Source organism: Flavobacterium pectinovorum, assembly GCF_022802975.1.
Taxonomy (GTDB): domain Bacteria; phylum Bacteroidota; class Bacteroidia; order Flavobacteriales; family Flavobacteriaceae; genus Flavobacterium; species Flavobacterium pectinovorum_B.
This window is the reverse complement of the sequence record NZ_JAFEVZ010000001.1, coordinates 1-13,300: the sequence shown is the minus strand read 5'-3', so window position 1 is coordinate 13,300 and position 13,300 is coordinate 1. Positions and strand designations below refer to the sequence as shown.

General features: G+C 32.1%; 13 protein-coding genes. 7 read left to right on the top strand and 6 right to left on the bottom strand.

Going from position 1 to position 13,300, the window contains the following annotated elements:
• Positions 1–53 precede the first annotated feature (53 nt).
• Both FLV_RS00065 and FLV_RS00060 read right to left on the bottom strand, forming a co-directional pair.
• Positions 54–2,234: a TonB-dependent receptor domain-containing protein gene (locus FLV_RS00065; protein ID WP_243229896.1), complete on the bottom strand. Its 2,181-nt coding sequence runs from the start codon at positions 2,232–2,234 to the stop codon at positions 54–56.
• Between the two features lie 72 nt (positions 2,235–2,306).
• Positions 2,307–2,636, bottom strand: coding sequence for a DUF6660 family protein (locus tag FLV_RS00060; protein ID WP_243229895.1), 330 nt, complete (start codon positions 2,634–2,636; stop codon positions 2,307–2,309).
• Between the two features lie 135 nt (positions 2,637–2,771).
• On the opposite strand from FLV_RS00060, the gene murI reads away from it, so the two are divergent.
• Entirely contained in the window at positions 2,772–3,548 is a 777-nt protein-coding gene (murI, locus tag FLV_RS00055; protein WP_243229894.1) for a glutamate racemase, read from the top strand.
• Here the strand turns inward: murI and FLV_RS00050 are convergent.
• Together FLV_RS00050 and FLV_RS00045 are read right to left on the bottom strand one after the other, a co-directional pair.
• Positions 3,545–4,780, bottom strand: a complete 1,236-nt coding sequence (locus FLV_RS00050) for an aromatic hydrocarbon degradation protein (RefSeq protein WP_243229892.1) — start codon at positions 4,778–4,780, stop codon at positions 3,545–3,547. The genes murI and FLV_RS00050 overlap by 4 nt on opposite strands.
• Positions 4,781–6,109, bottom strand: coding sequence for a DUF4270 family protein (locus FLV_RS00045; RefSeq protein WP_243229891.1), 1,329 nt, complete (start codon positions 6,107–6,109; stop codon positions 4,781–4,783). It lies immediately after the preceding gene.
• A 232-nt stretch (positions 6,110–6,341) separates the two neighbouring features.
• Between FLV_RS00045 and FLV_RS00040 the strand changes: the two genes are divergently transcribed.
• From FLV_RS00040 to FLV_RS00020, 5 genes are all read left to right on the top strand, one after another.
• Positions 6,342–7,184: a DUF6268 family outer membrane beta-barrel protein gene (locus tag FLV_RS00040; protein ID WP_243229888.1), complete on the top strand. Its 843-nt coding sequence runs from the start codon at positions 6,342–6,344 to the stop codon at positions 7,182–7,184.
• 16 nt (positions 7,185–7,200) lie between these two features.
• Complete coding sequence (locus tag FLV_RS00035; protein WP_243229886.1) at positions 7,201–8,208, top strand: Kelch repeat-containing protein; 1,008 nt, start codon at positions 7,201–7,203, stop codon at positions 8,206–8,208.
• Positions 8,195–8,533, top strand: a complete 339-nt coding sequence (locus tag FLV_RS00030; RefSeq protein ID WP_243229884.1) for a DUF4907 domain-containing protein — start codon at positions 8,195–8,197, stop codon at positions 8,531–8,533. Before FLV_RS00035 ends, FLV_RS00030 begins: the two co-directional genes overlap by 14 nt.
• A complete protein-coding gene (locus FLV_RS00025; protein WP_243229882.1) occupies positions 8,534–9,640 on the top strand; it encodes a sensor histidine kinase in 1,107 nt (368 codons plus the stop codon).
• A 117-nt stretch (positions 9,641–9,757) separates the two neighbouring features.
• Complete coding sequence (locus tag FLV_RS00020; protein ID WP_243229880.1) at positions 9,758–10,471, top strand: LytR/AlgR family response regulator transcription factor; 714 nt, start codon at positions 9,758–9,760, stop codon at positions 10,469–10,471.
• 97 nt (positions 10,472–10,568) lie between these two features.
• Here FLV_RS00020 and FLV_RS00015 read toward each other — a convergent pair whose 3' ends face one another.
• Both FLV_RS00015 and FLV_RS00010 read right to left on the bottom strand, forming a co-directional pair.
• On the bottom strand, positions 10,569–11,087 hold the full coding sequence (locus FLV_RS00015) for a gamma carbonic anhydrase family protein (protein WP_243229878.1): 519 nt from the start codon (positions 11,085–11,087) through the stop codon (positions 10,569–10,571).
• Positions 11,088–11,099: 12 nt separating this feature from the next.
• On the bottom strand, positions 11,100–12,089 hold the full coding sequence (locus FLV_RS00010; RefSeq protein ID WP_243229876.1) for a type IX secretion system membrane protein PorP/SprF: 990 nt from the start codon (positions 12,087–12,089) through the stop codon (positions 11,100–11,102).
• 146 nt (positions 12,090–12,235) lie between these two features.
• Between FLV_RS00010 and FLV_RS00005 the strand changes: the two genes are divergently transcribed.
• Complete coding sequence (locus tag FLV_RS00005) at positions 12,236–13,135, top strand: NifU family protein (RefSeq protein WP_243229875.1); 900 nt, start codon at positions 12,236–12,238, stop codon at positions 13,133–13,135.
• Positions 13,136–13,300: the final 165 nt, after the last annotated feature.

The following is a 13,300-nucleotide window of genomic DNA, read 5'->3' as shown; positions in this document are numbered from 1 at the left end:
AACCGATTTCTTATTACAAAAAATGGCTCAACTTAGTTGAGCCATTTTTGTTTTTATAGTTTTATTTTCACACCTCCATTAATCGTAAATCCTTCTGTATGTGTCCAGATATCATCAAAAGTTGGTTTATTATGAGGGTCATTGACCACCCTTTTATAATTACTTTGTCGTGTATCTGTAAAATTTTCAAAATTGATAAAAAAAGCAAAATTATTCCATAACGTTTTTTCGATCATGAAGCCAAATTCCCAATAGGCAGGCGTTTTGCTAGCATCATATAAAAATTGTTCATCGGTAAAATAGCCTTCTAAACCCATTTTAAAATTGTTTTCTTTTTCATAAATCAAGGCCAGATTTACTTTGTTTTTTGGCAGTAAAGCCAAAAATTGATTTCCATTTAAATATTTGGCCTGAGCATCTGTAAAAGTATATCCTGCAAAAAGTTTAAAATCTTCCTTGTAAATAAACTTAAGATTAGTTTCAAAACCCCTGCTTAAAACGGGATCTGATGCATTTACAAAGAATAAATCATCTGTATCATTTTCCAAAACCAACGGTTTACTAATTTTTGTTATAAAAAACATCTGGTTGGCAGAAAATTTCAAATCAGAAAAAATATTTGCTTTATAATTTATATCAGCTGTTCCTCCAATGCTTTTTTCGGCAGTAACATTTTGCAGAGCACGCACATTCTGATATTGAATAGATTCTGTCTGTTCTGTAAAAACAGTTGGTATTTTATAGCCAAGTCCGGCACCAACTCTACTACTCCATTGAGAATTTATTTTGAACAATGCGGAAACTTTCGGCAAAAAGAAAGTCTGGTTTTTAGAAAAGATACTATTAGAATACGATACATTATCCAATCGCAAACCATTTTCAAGTTTTACATTTTCAGAAACGTCCCATGTGTGCTGAACATATATACCTGTAGTAAAAGATTTGGCATTTAAAACACCCGAATTTCTTTGTTCAAAATTATCATAAACCAAGTTAGCACCACTTATTAAAGTATATTTTTCTTTGTTTATGACATAAGAAGCATCAGTAAAAGCATTCACATTTAAGCCTGAAAATTCATAATCAGGAATATTTATTTTTCTGTCAAAAAAGCTAAGGCTTTGCTTTAATTTAAAACCGTTCAGGTTTTCAAATTTCTTATCCAATTCAAAAGTAGTTGTATTTCGAATGGTTTTATTTTTTTCAAAATAAGCATGATACGCATCCGCTTTGCCATCAATAACCTGCATATCCCCTCCTTCCATATCTGATTTAGTAAAACTATTACCAAGCATAAAGCTCAAACTTTCAGAAGGATAATAAAACAAACGTGGGTTTATGCTGAAATTATGAGATTTTGGAGTTTCAGAAAAATCGTCGTTATCTACATCAAAAGCTTTTTGAAAATTAACCAACCCTAATATTGAATATCCAAACTTCCCCTTTCTTTGTGATGCATACGCTCCAATATTAGTCTGATTGATATTCGATTGATTCAGAATAAAATTGTATTCTCCTTTTTCTTTAGGTGTTTTCGAAATAAAATTAATAACTCCGGCTATAGCTCCTCCCCCGTATAATGTTGAAGACGGTCCTTTAATAACCTCAACCTGTTGTAAATCTAAAGGCGGAATTTCGAGAATACTCAAGCCGCTTGCAAAATTTCCAAAATTTGCATAACCATCTTTTAATAACTGTGTATAACGGCCGTCAAGTCCCTGAACTCTGATACTTGCATTACCGCTTGTAGCAGATGTTTGCTGCACCTGTAAACCGGTACTTTCGTGCAGCACCATACTTACGTTGGCAGGTTTCATATTTGCTTTTTCGTCGAGTTCTTCGGCATCGATAGATTCGATTCGTGTGGGTGTATTTCTGATTGTTCTGCTTGTGCGGGTAGACTGAACGATAACCTCATCCAATTCTTCTTCTTCACTCGCGATCAATTGAACATTTATGGTCTCATCATTCTTTCTTGGAAAAATTACATTTAAAACAAGTTCTTCATAACCTAAAAAACTAAAACTAATTTTTTGCTCTCCATTATTTATGGAATTAAATTCTAAAAAACCACTGTTATCAGTTATTCCTGAAATAGTACTATTATGAATACGAGCCGAAACACCTATTAAATTTTCCTGAGTTTTGCTATCCTTTACGATAACTTTTAAAGTGTTTTGGCTATAGGTAAACGTACACATGAGCATAGCCAAAATAAATATATATCTTGTCATTTGATATTTTAAATTAAATAAATATTAAATAGTACCCAAAGCAATAACTATGGGTAAAAAGGCAATACTGATTTAACTTAATTTTGGCGGCTGCCAGATTCCCAGATAAATTGTTTTGTAATTATTAAAAACATACAAAACCGTTTGCTTTTTAGTATCAGCAAAACCGGTGTTTTTTTCTTCCTTAAAAATGTGGTTTTGAAATTGAAAACCATGAATTCCACAACAGGCACAAGAACAAAAAGGAGCGCACTGATCATTTTGAGTATCTGATTTTTTATTCTGAGAATGATTCTTATGAAGTTCTGTTTTTGCAAAATCTGTACAATCGTCTACATCATTGCAAGGCAGCAATGATAATGAAACAAGATAAACTGCAAACAAAAACCAAATAAATTTCATGCTGTAAATATAAGAAATTTTTCAGGACAGGTTTTAAAAAAGAGGCTACCCTTCAAATAAATTTCTAATTTATTTAACTTAAAATTCAATAAAAAATACGAATTTAGATTCTCAAAAAAAATATAACTTTGTTTCATGACAAACAACAATCCTATAGGCGTTTTTGATTCCGGAATTGGAGGAACCTCCATCTGGAGCGCCATTCACGAACTGCTTCCGAACGAAAAAACCATTTATTTAGCAGACAGTAAAAATGCTCCTTATGGTCAAAAAACAAAAGAAGAAATTGTTGCGTTGAGTAAAAAAAATGTTGATTTTTTAATTGAAAACAACTGTAAATTAATCGTTGTTGCCTGTAATACTGCCACTACAAATGCCATTCTGGAACTTCGTTCAAATTATGATATTCCGTTTATAGGAATTGAACCGGCCATAAAACCGGCCGCCCACAACTCTAAAACGCAGGTTATAGGCATTTTAGCCACAAAAGGAACTCTTAACAGTGAGTTATTCAACAAGACTGCCGAAATGTTTCATGACACAAAAATCGTAGAACAAGTAGGTTACGGATTGGTTCAGCTTATTGAAGATGGTAATTTAAATTCTCCGGAAATGACCCAATTATTAGAATCGTATTTACAGCCTATGATTGAAGCCAATATTGATTATCTGGTTCTGGGCTGCAGTCATTATCCGTACTTAATCCCACAAATTAAAAAAATTCTGCCTGAACATATTCAAATCATTGATTCCGGAGAAGCTGTAGCCAGGCAAACCAAAAATATTTTACGAGAAAAAGTAGGTTTTTCAGATGCTGCAAAAAGCGAACCTGTGTTTTATATCAACTCAAACCCAGCTGTCTTAAAATCAATTTTAAATAATAAATACGAGGTTATACAAAAAGATTTTTAATCTATTTTTCTCTTGACGAACCAGATTCCGTCCAAGGATAAATTGAGCGATAATTTATGATAATTTTCTTTTATCAAACCTTCTCCGATTTTTCCTTTTTGTCCGTAAGAATACGAAATATTGAGAACCGAAAAAGTATTATCAACCGGTAAAGAAACCCCAAAAGATATTGCTGTATTATTGACTCTTTTTCCGTCAACTTCCAGATAGCCTGTATCAAAATTTAATCCTGCTCCGTACCGAACACTATCCCAATAACTTCTAATGTTTTTATTTTTTCTGAAACTAAATCCTAAAGCAAAACGATCCTGGTTTACAAAATCACCATATAATTGGGACTGATTTGTATCATTCCATAAACTTTTTTCGTAATCGAAGGTCACGTTAATATTGTTTTTGAAACGTTTACTAATACCAAAACCTATTTCTAAAGGCATATAATAATCATCTGTATCAGAAGCTACATTAGACTCTATAACACTTTCATTTGTATTGCTAATATTTTCTACAGACTGCACTTTAGAAGCCTTAATTTGAGCAGGCAATTTAAAAGTTGAAGCGATGGTAAAAGTCGAATCAATTTTATACTGAGTCCCCAGAGTTGCACGTAAACCGCTATAATCTGTTTTTTTATTAATAGCTGTTATTGAATTTGAAATGGTATAACTTCTTTCATCAGTAGTGTTTCCAAAAAGTACAGTTCCGGTAAATCCCATTGATATTTTTTTACTTACACGATACCCGTATGAAAAATCAAAATTATTCAATCCGCCGGATCCTTCAGCATTTAAGGTATAATATTCTGAACTATTTGAAATTGGCAATTTAAATTCTGAAATTTTAAACGAAGCACTTGAATAAGGCCGCAAAGCAATACTAAAAGCAGATTTTCTTGTAACCGGAAATGCAAAAGCAATGTGTGAAAACTGGAAATTATTGCGTTTTTCAGTTTTAACACTACTCTGAAAAGTTGTTCCAATTGCCTTTCCTCCAATTTCAAACATAAAATGATTCATTGGCAAATATCCTAATGACGCAGGATTGAGATTATTGATAAAAGTATCTGATGGAAGTGCAATCCCGGAAGAGCCAATTGACGGAATTGAACCATAATCAGCGTCATACAAGCTTCCTAAACCGTACAATGAATAAGGAGAACTCGAAATACTTTGAGAAAAAGAGGTTACATACATTAAAATGAAGCAACTTATAAAGGTGATTTTATTTTTCATTTAATAAGAGATGTAGTAAATTTTCAATTGGATTTTATTGTTTAAATGTTTTTGATCACCCAAAACAAGTCTGTTAACTGCCTTGGCAATATTAGGCAAAACTAAAACCAGAGAAGATCTAGAATCTGATTGTCTGAGCATTTCTTTTTGTAAAAAATTCCCAACGGATAATGAGTACTGAACATTTTCATTAAATTCATCACTTTGCTTATTAAGGTTAGCATATAGTGCAGTCCCTGATGAACTATTTAAAGTACCACTAATCCTGTTTAATTTATCTGCAACAAATACGCGTAATGAATCTGACAAGGGAAATTTTTCGGAATACGTATTATTAACAGGTTTTAAAATCAATTCGGCATCAACGATCGCACCTTTATCTGAAATATATCGCAGTTGTTTTATGTTCGGAAAATCAATTCTGCACGCTACCCCCGTTCCTGATTGTATATATCCCTGATTATTGGTTAACAAACTTGATAATTTGCTGCTTGAAGCTGGTAAATTTTGAATCAGCGTACCCGTTTTATCAAGTGAAATAGCATTGAATTGTTTCGTGGCATCCAAAAAAGTAAAATCTTTTACATAGGAAGTTTCAGTATCGGTACCACTTAAATATTTTGAATAATAAAGCCTCACTTTGCTGGTTAAAGCAAACCCAATAACACTTGACGAATTTTCTGTTGAAGGAACAAGTACAAGTCCTTTTAAATACTCAGAAAAACTATCAAAATCTGTAATATCCCTTTGCTTAAATCTTTGAAAAAGTGCTTGTCCAAAAGCAGCATCCATTTTAATATTGATAGAATCTTTTTCTGTTGGTCTGGGTTTATATGAAATAGTCCCTAAACTTTCGGGACTATAATTCAGCGCCGAATTATTATAAAAAGAATCATCATCTGTGTTTGGTTTGACTTTTTGAATTAATCGATGAATATTAAACGTTTGTACTTTTGTCGTATCACCGTAATAATAATTATCATATTTTAAAATCATGGAAATAGAATCAAAAACATAATTTGTAGCCTCAGTATCTGATGCCCCGCTAACCAAACTGTAAGAATCTGATGCCAATTGAAAATAACTGTTTGATTTTACTTTTCCGAAAAGAGGATCATCATAGTTCCCAACCAAAATTCTGCTTTGATTAGACGTGATAAGAGAATCGAAATTTATTGTAGCCATTTCGACCGTAACCGTGTCAATTAAAATCACTTTGTTATTTACTGCCAAATAATCAGATCCAACAACAAACTCTCCTGCATCTGTGTCTGTACCGCACGAAACTATTGCAAAGGCAAAAAACAACATCAATATATACTTATACATAATCCAATTTTTTGGACAAATATAAAAGGCACAATTCTGGACAACACTATAACATATACAACCCAGTGTTTTTAGCCTATAGAAAGCATAAAGTTATCTACAACATGCTTTGACAGGCAAATAATTCATTAAGCCCGCTAAATTGCCATTTAGTCTATCAAAAACCCCCATACATATATCTTCTTTTTTTTAAAACAGGTTGCCCACTACTTTTGAGCCAATTAAAAAAGTAATGAAAATAAAGGTTTTAGTTTGGTTGGCATTTTTAGTTTGCACTTTTAGCATGAAAGCTCAGGAAAAGCTTTCTGTGGATTTTAATTTAAAGACTGAATCAACAGAGAAAATTAATTTCAATCAAGCTAATGCCCGCCTATTTATTTCTAAAAAAATAGACGATAAAAATGAAATTACAAATACAACATCATACACAAATCTTAAAGTAAAATACGAAGCTGGAACTTATGATTATTTTGAAAATCTGAATCAGTTTAATCGGATTGAAAACAAATTTGAGATTTCGCATAAAATTTCTGATGCGACCAAATTGAATTTAGCCCTTACACCAACCCTTAATTTTCAGCAAAATTTAGGCATTTCAGATTTGAATGTATTAGGGAGTTTTCAATTGAATCAGCAGTTAAATTCAAAAATAGCTTTACATATTGGTTTCGAAAGATCAACAATTTTCGGTTTGCCAAAATTCATGCCTTCGTTATCATTTTCGGGTAAAATAAACAATCAAAGCAGTTTATTAATAGGTTTTCCGAATTCTAAAATATCATATTCTAACAATGAACGAAACACATTTAGTTTAAGCAACAGCTTCAATGGCAGTTTTTACAATTTGGATAAATCTCTTGCTTTGTACAATACAGCAGCAAAAATCAGCACATCTCAAATGACAACTGCTCTTGAATATGAAAGAAATATGGATAAAAACTGGTTTATAAATTTCAAAGCCGGTTATGATTTTGACAAAAAATATAATCTTTTGGACGAAAACAATCATAAACTATATGATTTTAATACCGGAGACGGATACATTTTAAGCATTGGGATCAAATACAAACAATAAATAAATTTAATACACTATGAATAATTTAAAAAAAGGAATATTATTCGCGGCACTATTTTCAAGTCTGTTTTTTACAGGCTGCAGTAACGATGACGAGGAAGATGAATTAGTAGGAAACTGGATTAAAAAATCATCATTTGACGGACCGGCCAGATCTAGTGCAACCAGTTTTGTTATTGGAGATTATGCTTACATTACTACCGGTTATACGGGGGACGAATATTTAAAAGACTTATGGGCTTATAACTCAAACGGTGATTATTGGGAACAAAAAGCTGATTTTATCGGAATAGGAAGAAGCTCTGCCTCTAGTTTTGCATTAAACGAAAAAGGATACATAGGCCTTGGATACGACGGAACCAATAAACTGAAAGATTTTTATCAATACGACCCAGGCAGTAATTCATGGACACAAAAAACTGATTTTTCCGGATCTGGACGTTATGGAGCAGTTGGTTTTCAGGTGGGTGGAAAAGCTTATTTTGGAACAGGGTATGATGGAAATTATTTAAAAGATTTTTATCAATACAATGACACTGCCAATACCTGGACATTAGTTAGCGGTTTTAGCGGAAACAAAAGACGTAATGCTACTGTTTTTATAATAAACGACAAAGCCTATTTAGGTACTGGTGCCAATAACGGAATCAATCAGGAAGATTTTTGGGAATTTGATCCCTCAACTGATGCCTGGACCAGAAAACGTGACATTGATCAGGATGATGACGATGATTACAGCTGGAATAACGACTATGCGATAATCCGTACAAACGCTTCAAGCTTCAGTCTGAACGGATTAGGCTATGTTGTAGGTGGTGAAGGAATCAGAACAGTATGGGAATATAATCCTTCTACCGATATCTGGGTCGAAAGAACTCCACTTGAAGGTGCTACGAGAACTGATGCCGTAGGTTTTGCCATTAATAACAGAGGGTTTTTAATGTTAGGACGAATTGGCTCAACTTATTTTGATGATGCCTGGGAGTTTAAACCGCTTGAAGCACAAAACGATGATGATAATTAATGCCCAAAATCTAAAATTCTTCCGGAGATTATTCCGGAAGAATTTGCCCATTATTGTATTTTTTCTGCTGTTAACCACTTGTAAAAAGAAAGAATCACTTCAAACTAAATCTATAAAAACAGCATCCGGATGGGGATATACGATTTCATACAAAGACAAAATTCTAATCAGGCAGAGTATTATTCCGGTTATTAGCAACACTAAAAGTTTTAAATCAGAAGATGATGCATTAAAAGTAGCTGCTTTAGTCGTAAAAAAACTCAATCAAAACACCTCTCCATCGGTAACCAAAAATGATTTAATTTTATTAAAAATAAAAATGTAAATGAATATCGGTACCCTTAAAAATACAAATTCAAATAAAATCTTATTCCATGTTACTATATGGACTTTCTTTATATTGACCTCATTAATTCAATTTTACGAAAGCCCTTTTAGAATCAATAGTGATTTCTATGTACAATGGACAACAGGGATTATTTTATTTTATCTGAATTATTTTTATCTGGTACCAATTTTACTTTTGGAAAAAAAATACTGGCTTTATTTTGTCTTTATACTGGCACTGATTCTATTCTTCATGATAATCCGAATCAATTATTTTTTTCCGGAATTTAATCATTTGAGACCTCAAAGTATGATGCCTCCCAAAATGATGCCCAAGGAGACCGAAATGTTTATTCGAGACACAAGAATTCCTTCACATAAGCAGCCTCTTTTTTTTAAAATAGGCCCATCATTTTTTTATCTTTTAATTACAGCCATTAGTGCTATTATTAGAACCCTGACAGAATTTTATCAAAATCAACAAAACAAATTAATAGCCGAAACACATAGAACAAATACTGAATTAAATTATTTGAGAAAACAGACCAATCCGCATTTTCTTTTTAATTCTCTGAACAGTATCTATTCTTTGGCTCACAAAAAATCTGATTTGGTCCCTGATGCCATCGTGACATTATCTGAATTAATGCGGTATATGCTGTATGAAACAGACAATAAAACGGTGGCTTTAGAAAAAGAAATCAATTACATTCAGAACTATATCGAATTACAAAAATTGAGGCTTAATAACATTGAAGACATTGTTATAAACGTTCACGGAGATACAAAAAATAAATTCATCGAACCTTTATTATTAATTTCATTTATTGAAAATGCTTTTAAATACGGAACTGATTATAAAGGAGCTACCCATGTAAAAATTAAGATTATTATCTTTGAAAATGACCTCGATTTTTGGATAGAAAACACAATCGAAAACTACGTGAAAGATCCTGAAAATTCAGGCATCGGATTAGCAAACATTCAAAACAGGCTGGATTTACTTTACCCAAACGCACATGAATTGACTATAAAACAAGATAGCCAATATTACCGTGTACATTTAAATTTAAAATTAGACAAAATTCAAACTGACATGCAATAAAAATCAGCTTTAAACAAAATTGACTTATTTAATATTTTAACTAAATTTTAAAATGCAAGTCTTTCGTTTAAAACTACTTTTGACCTGACCAATTTATTAAATTTTAAATCTAAACAGATGAAATGTGTAATTATAGATGATGAACCTTTAGCAGTAGATTTGCTAAAAGATTTTGTTGGCAAAGTAGATTCATTAGAATTAATCAGCACTTTCAATAATGCAATTGATGCGGTATCTTTTATCAATCAAAACAATGTAGATTTAATTTTTCTGGACATTCAGATGCCTCATTTTTCCGGGATTGAATTTTTAAATACTATCGAAAAAAAGCCTTTGATTATTTTTACAACTGCTTATTCGGATTATGCAGTTGAAGGTTTTAACCTTGGTGCAGTAGATTATTTAGTAAAACCAATTCCGTTTCACCGATTTTTAAAATCTGTAGTCAGAGCACAGCAAATTTTAATTCCTCCAACGGTTCAGGCTATTTCAGAAAATACAACAGTACCTGAGTTAGAACAGGATTTTATGTTTGTAAGAGCAGAATATGAAAATGTAAAAATGAATTTTTCGGATATTTTATTTATCGAAGGTTTAAAAGATTATGTGAAAATTTACACTACAGATAACAAATTCACCCTTACTTTGATTAGCTTGATAAAATTAGAAAATTTACTTTTCAATAAAGGTTTTTCGAGAATTCACAGATCCTACATCATCAACATCAAACATGTAAAATCCATACAAAAAAATAAGGTTTTGATTAGCGACAAACGAATTCCGATTAGTGAAAGCTATAAAAATGCTTTTTTCGAAAGAATCAATTTATGATTTTTTAAAATTTCAAAAAAAAAATCCAAATTCCAATATAGTTTGAACTTCATTGGAATTTGGATTTTATATTTTTTGTGATTTTCGGTTTTTACTGTTATTCTTCAGTTTTAAACCAGCCTGAGTACATTACATAATTATTAGAAATACGCTCAATTTCTCCCGCAAAATCTGACTGATCGATATCTTTTACTTTTTTAGCAGGGACACCGGCGTAAATACTACCTGAAGTTACTATTGTGTTTTGTGTTAAAACGGCTCCGGCAGCAATAATCGAATTACTTTCAACAACACAATTATCCATTACGATAGCACCCATTCCAATCAAAACATTGTCATGAATTGTACATCCGTGAACTATCGCGTTGTGCCCTATTGAAACATTATTACCAATAATGGTTGGATGTTTTTGATAAGTGCAATGAATGATCGCACCGTCCTGAATATTGACTTTATTACCAATTTTAATAAAATTGACATCGCCTCTAATTACAGCATTAAACCAAACACTGCATAAGTCACCGAAAGTTACATCGCCAACAATAGTTGCATTTTCAGCAACGTAACAATCATCAGGAATTGAAGGAGATTTACCATTTACAGCTTTTATTAACATGAAAATCTAAATTTAATTAATTGCAGGGCACTCGCAATCGTAACGTTCTTTTGTACAAAACAAATTAATCCCAAGAGTGATCTGATGATAACCGCCTGTATCAAATTTTACATCACCGGTTACTTTTGAATAGGTATAGGCAAACATGAATTTTTTATAATTTACCCCAACAATCGGAGTAATATATTGTAGCTTTTGATCCTGAGTTTCGCTACCTGCGTTATACCGTGTTACATCAAAACTTCTTCTGTAAGACAATGCTGCCCATACACTTCCAAAGTCCATATTTTTATAAGCTTTTAAATTCAGGTCAATTGATTTTTCTTTAGTTTGATCAAACAATTGAAACAAAATCGAAGGCTCCCAGGTAATACTTTCTTTTTTTCCAAAAACATAACCAGTACTCAATAAAAATTTTCTCAAATTATCTATTTCATAATCAGTATATAATTTTCTTCTGGTTTCTATAAGTCCCTGAACAGTTGCGTGAGCATAAAAATTTAAATAGTTATAAGAGGCTCCTACATCAACATTAAAATAAGAATCGTTTTGAATGGTTCCAAAAATGATTGGATCAAAAGTTCCTCCAAACGACGTTTCATCAAGTTGACTCTGAATTAAGCCTCCACTGATACCAAAAGAAAGCTGATTTAAATCCAGTTCACTTCTTGAAAACATAATATGATGTGCATAAGTAAGTTTTACTCCTTTTTGAGAATGATAACCGTTCTTATCATTAAAAACAATAATTCCGCCACCGGATTTTTCGCCAATTCTACCGTTAAAACTTAAGGTTTGCAAAGATGGGGCTTCATCCTCGCCAAACCATTGTTTTCTTGCGGTCAGCCTTATTTTTGCACAATTAGCCGCACCAGCCATAGAGGGATGAATCAAATAATAATTATCAGACAAGTAATCTGAATATACCGGAATCCCTTCTTGCGAATACGAATAAAAGGAAACCATAATGGTAACGAATAAAATTTTGAAATTTAATTTCATGAAGATAAATATTTGGGGGGTTTATTTACAACTTTAAGAAAATTTAACAAGAACTTATTACAAAAGAAATCTTAATTCTTTTATTAAAAGGCCAAATATAGATAATTAGTAAATAACTTTATTAAATTTGTAAAAATTAAACAAAGATGGCAAAAATCATTATAAAAAAAACTCAAAATCCTACAATTATAAAATTTGAGTTTGAAGACTTCATTACTCAGAATCAAAACTTTGAATTCAAAAACATCGACGAGGCAAAATCGTCTCCATTAGCCCAGCAGCTATTTTATCTTCCGTTTGTAAAAACAGTTTATATTTCAGGAAATTTTATCGCTGTTGAAAGATTCAGCATCGTAGAATGGGAAGATGTACAGGAAGCGGTTGCCGAACAAATTGAAGCTTTTGTAAACAAAGGTGGCGTAATCATAAACATTGACGAAAGCAAACCTAAAAAACAACCCATTACTGTTTATGGAGAAACAACTCCAAATCCGGCTGCTTTAAAATTTGTTGTAAGCAGAATGCTTACTAAAAATGCTGTTGAATATAAAAACATTGACCAGACTGCTTCTTCTCCGTTAGCGAAAGAATTATTCAGATTCCCTTATGTAAAAGAGGTTTTTATTGATGAAAACTACATTTCTGTTACCAAATACGATATTAACGACTGGCAGGAAATTACACTTGAAGTAAGAACTTTTATTAAACAATTTATCGAAAATGGCGGAACTGTTTTAGACGAAAGTTTACTTGAAACTACCGCTAAAAATGATATTACTAAAGATGAAGCTTTTGATAAATTAGATGTTACATCACAACAAATCATTAATATTCTTGAAGAATATGTTAAACCAGCTGTAGCTGCAGACGGCGGAAACATTGCTTTTGACTCTTTTAATGAAGAGAACAAAGTAGTCAAAGTAATTTTGCAAGGTGCCTGCAGCGGTTGTCCTTCATCAACATTTACTTTAAAAAGCGGTATTGAAAACATGTTAAAAAGCATGCTAAACGACGAACAAATTACTGTAGAAGCCTTAAACGCATAAAGCTATAATTTTCGCAAACAATTAAAAGCGTCTCGCAATGAACTGCCCCCAAAAAGTTAGACACTATTTGGGGGCATTTTTATGGAACGAAAAGTCAAATATTCATATGAGTTTAAGCTTCTCTGTGTAGAAGAAGTTTTAAAAAAACATCGACCTTTAACTAGT

What these genes read in the sequence shown, in the direction of transcription:
- FLV_RS00065 (WP_243229896.1), bottom strand. Translation starts at nt 2,234, where the DNA reads ATGACAAGATATATATTTATTTTGGCTATGCTCATGTGTACGTTTACC.
- FLV_RS00060 (WP_243229895.1), bottom strand. Translation starts at nt 2,636, where the DNA reads ATGAAATTTATTTGGTTTTTGTTTGCAGTTTATCTTGTTTCATTATCA.
- murI (WP_243229894.1), top strand. Translation starts at nt 2,772, where the DNA reads ATGACAAACAACAATCCTATAGGCGTTTTTGATTCCGGAATTGGAGGA.
- FLV_RS00050 (WP_243229892.1), bottom strand. Translation starts at nt 4,780, where the DNA reads ATGAAAAATAAAATCACCTTTATAAGTTGCTTCATTTTAATGTATGTA.
- FLV_RS00045 (WP_243229891.1), bottom strand. Translation starts at nt 6,109, where the DNA reads ATGTATAAGTATATATTGATGTTGTTTTTTGCCTTTGCAATAGTTTCG.
- FLV_RS00040 (WP_243229888.1), top strand. Translation starts at nt 6,342, where the DNA reads ATGAAAATAAAGGTTTTAGTTTGGTTGGCATTTTTAGTTTGCACTTTT.
- FLV_RS00035 (WP_243229886.1), top strand. Translation starts at nt 7,201, where the DNA reads ATGAATAATTTAAAAAAAGGAATATTATTCGCGGCACTATTTTCAAGT.
- FLV_RS00030 (WP_243229884.1), top strand. Translation starts at nt 8,195, where the DNA reads ATGATGATAATTAATGCCCAAAATCTAAAATTCTTCCGGAGATTATTC.
- FLV_RS00025 (WP_243229882.1), top strand. Translation starts at nt 8,534, where the DNA reads ATGAATATCGGTACCCTTAAAAATACAAATTCAAATAAAATCTTATTC.
- FLV_RS00020 (WP_243229880.1), top strand. Translation starts at nt 9,758, where the DNA reads ATGAAATGTGTAATTATAGATGATGAACCTTTAGCAGTAGATTTGCTA.
- FLV_RS00015 (WP_243229878.1), bottom strand. Translation starts at nt 11,087, where the DNA reads ATGTTAATAAAAGCTGTAAATGGTAAATCTCCTTCAATTCCTGATGAT.
- FLV_RS00010 (WP_243229876.1), bottom strand. Translation starts at nt 12,089, where the DNA reads ATGAAATTAAATTTCAAAATTTTATTCGTTACCATTATGGTTTCCTTT.
- FLV_RS00005 (WP_243229875.1), top strand. Translation starts at nt 12,236, where the DNA reads ATGGCAAAAATCATTATAAAAAAAACTCAAAATCCTACAATTATAAAA.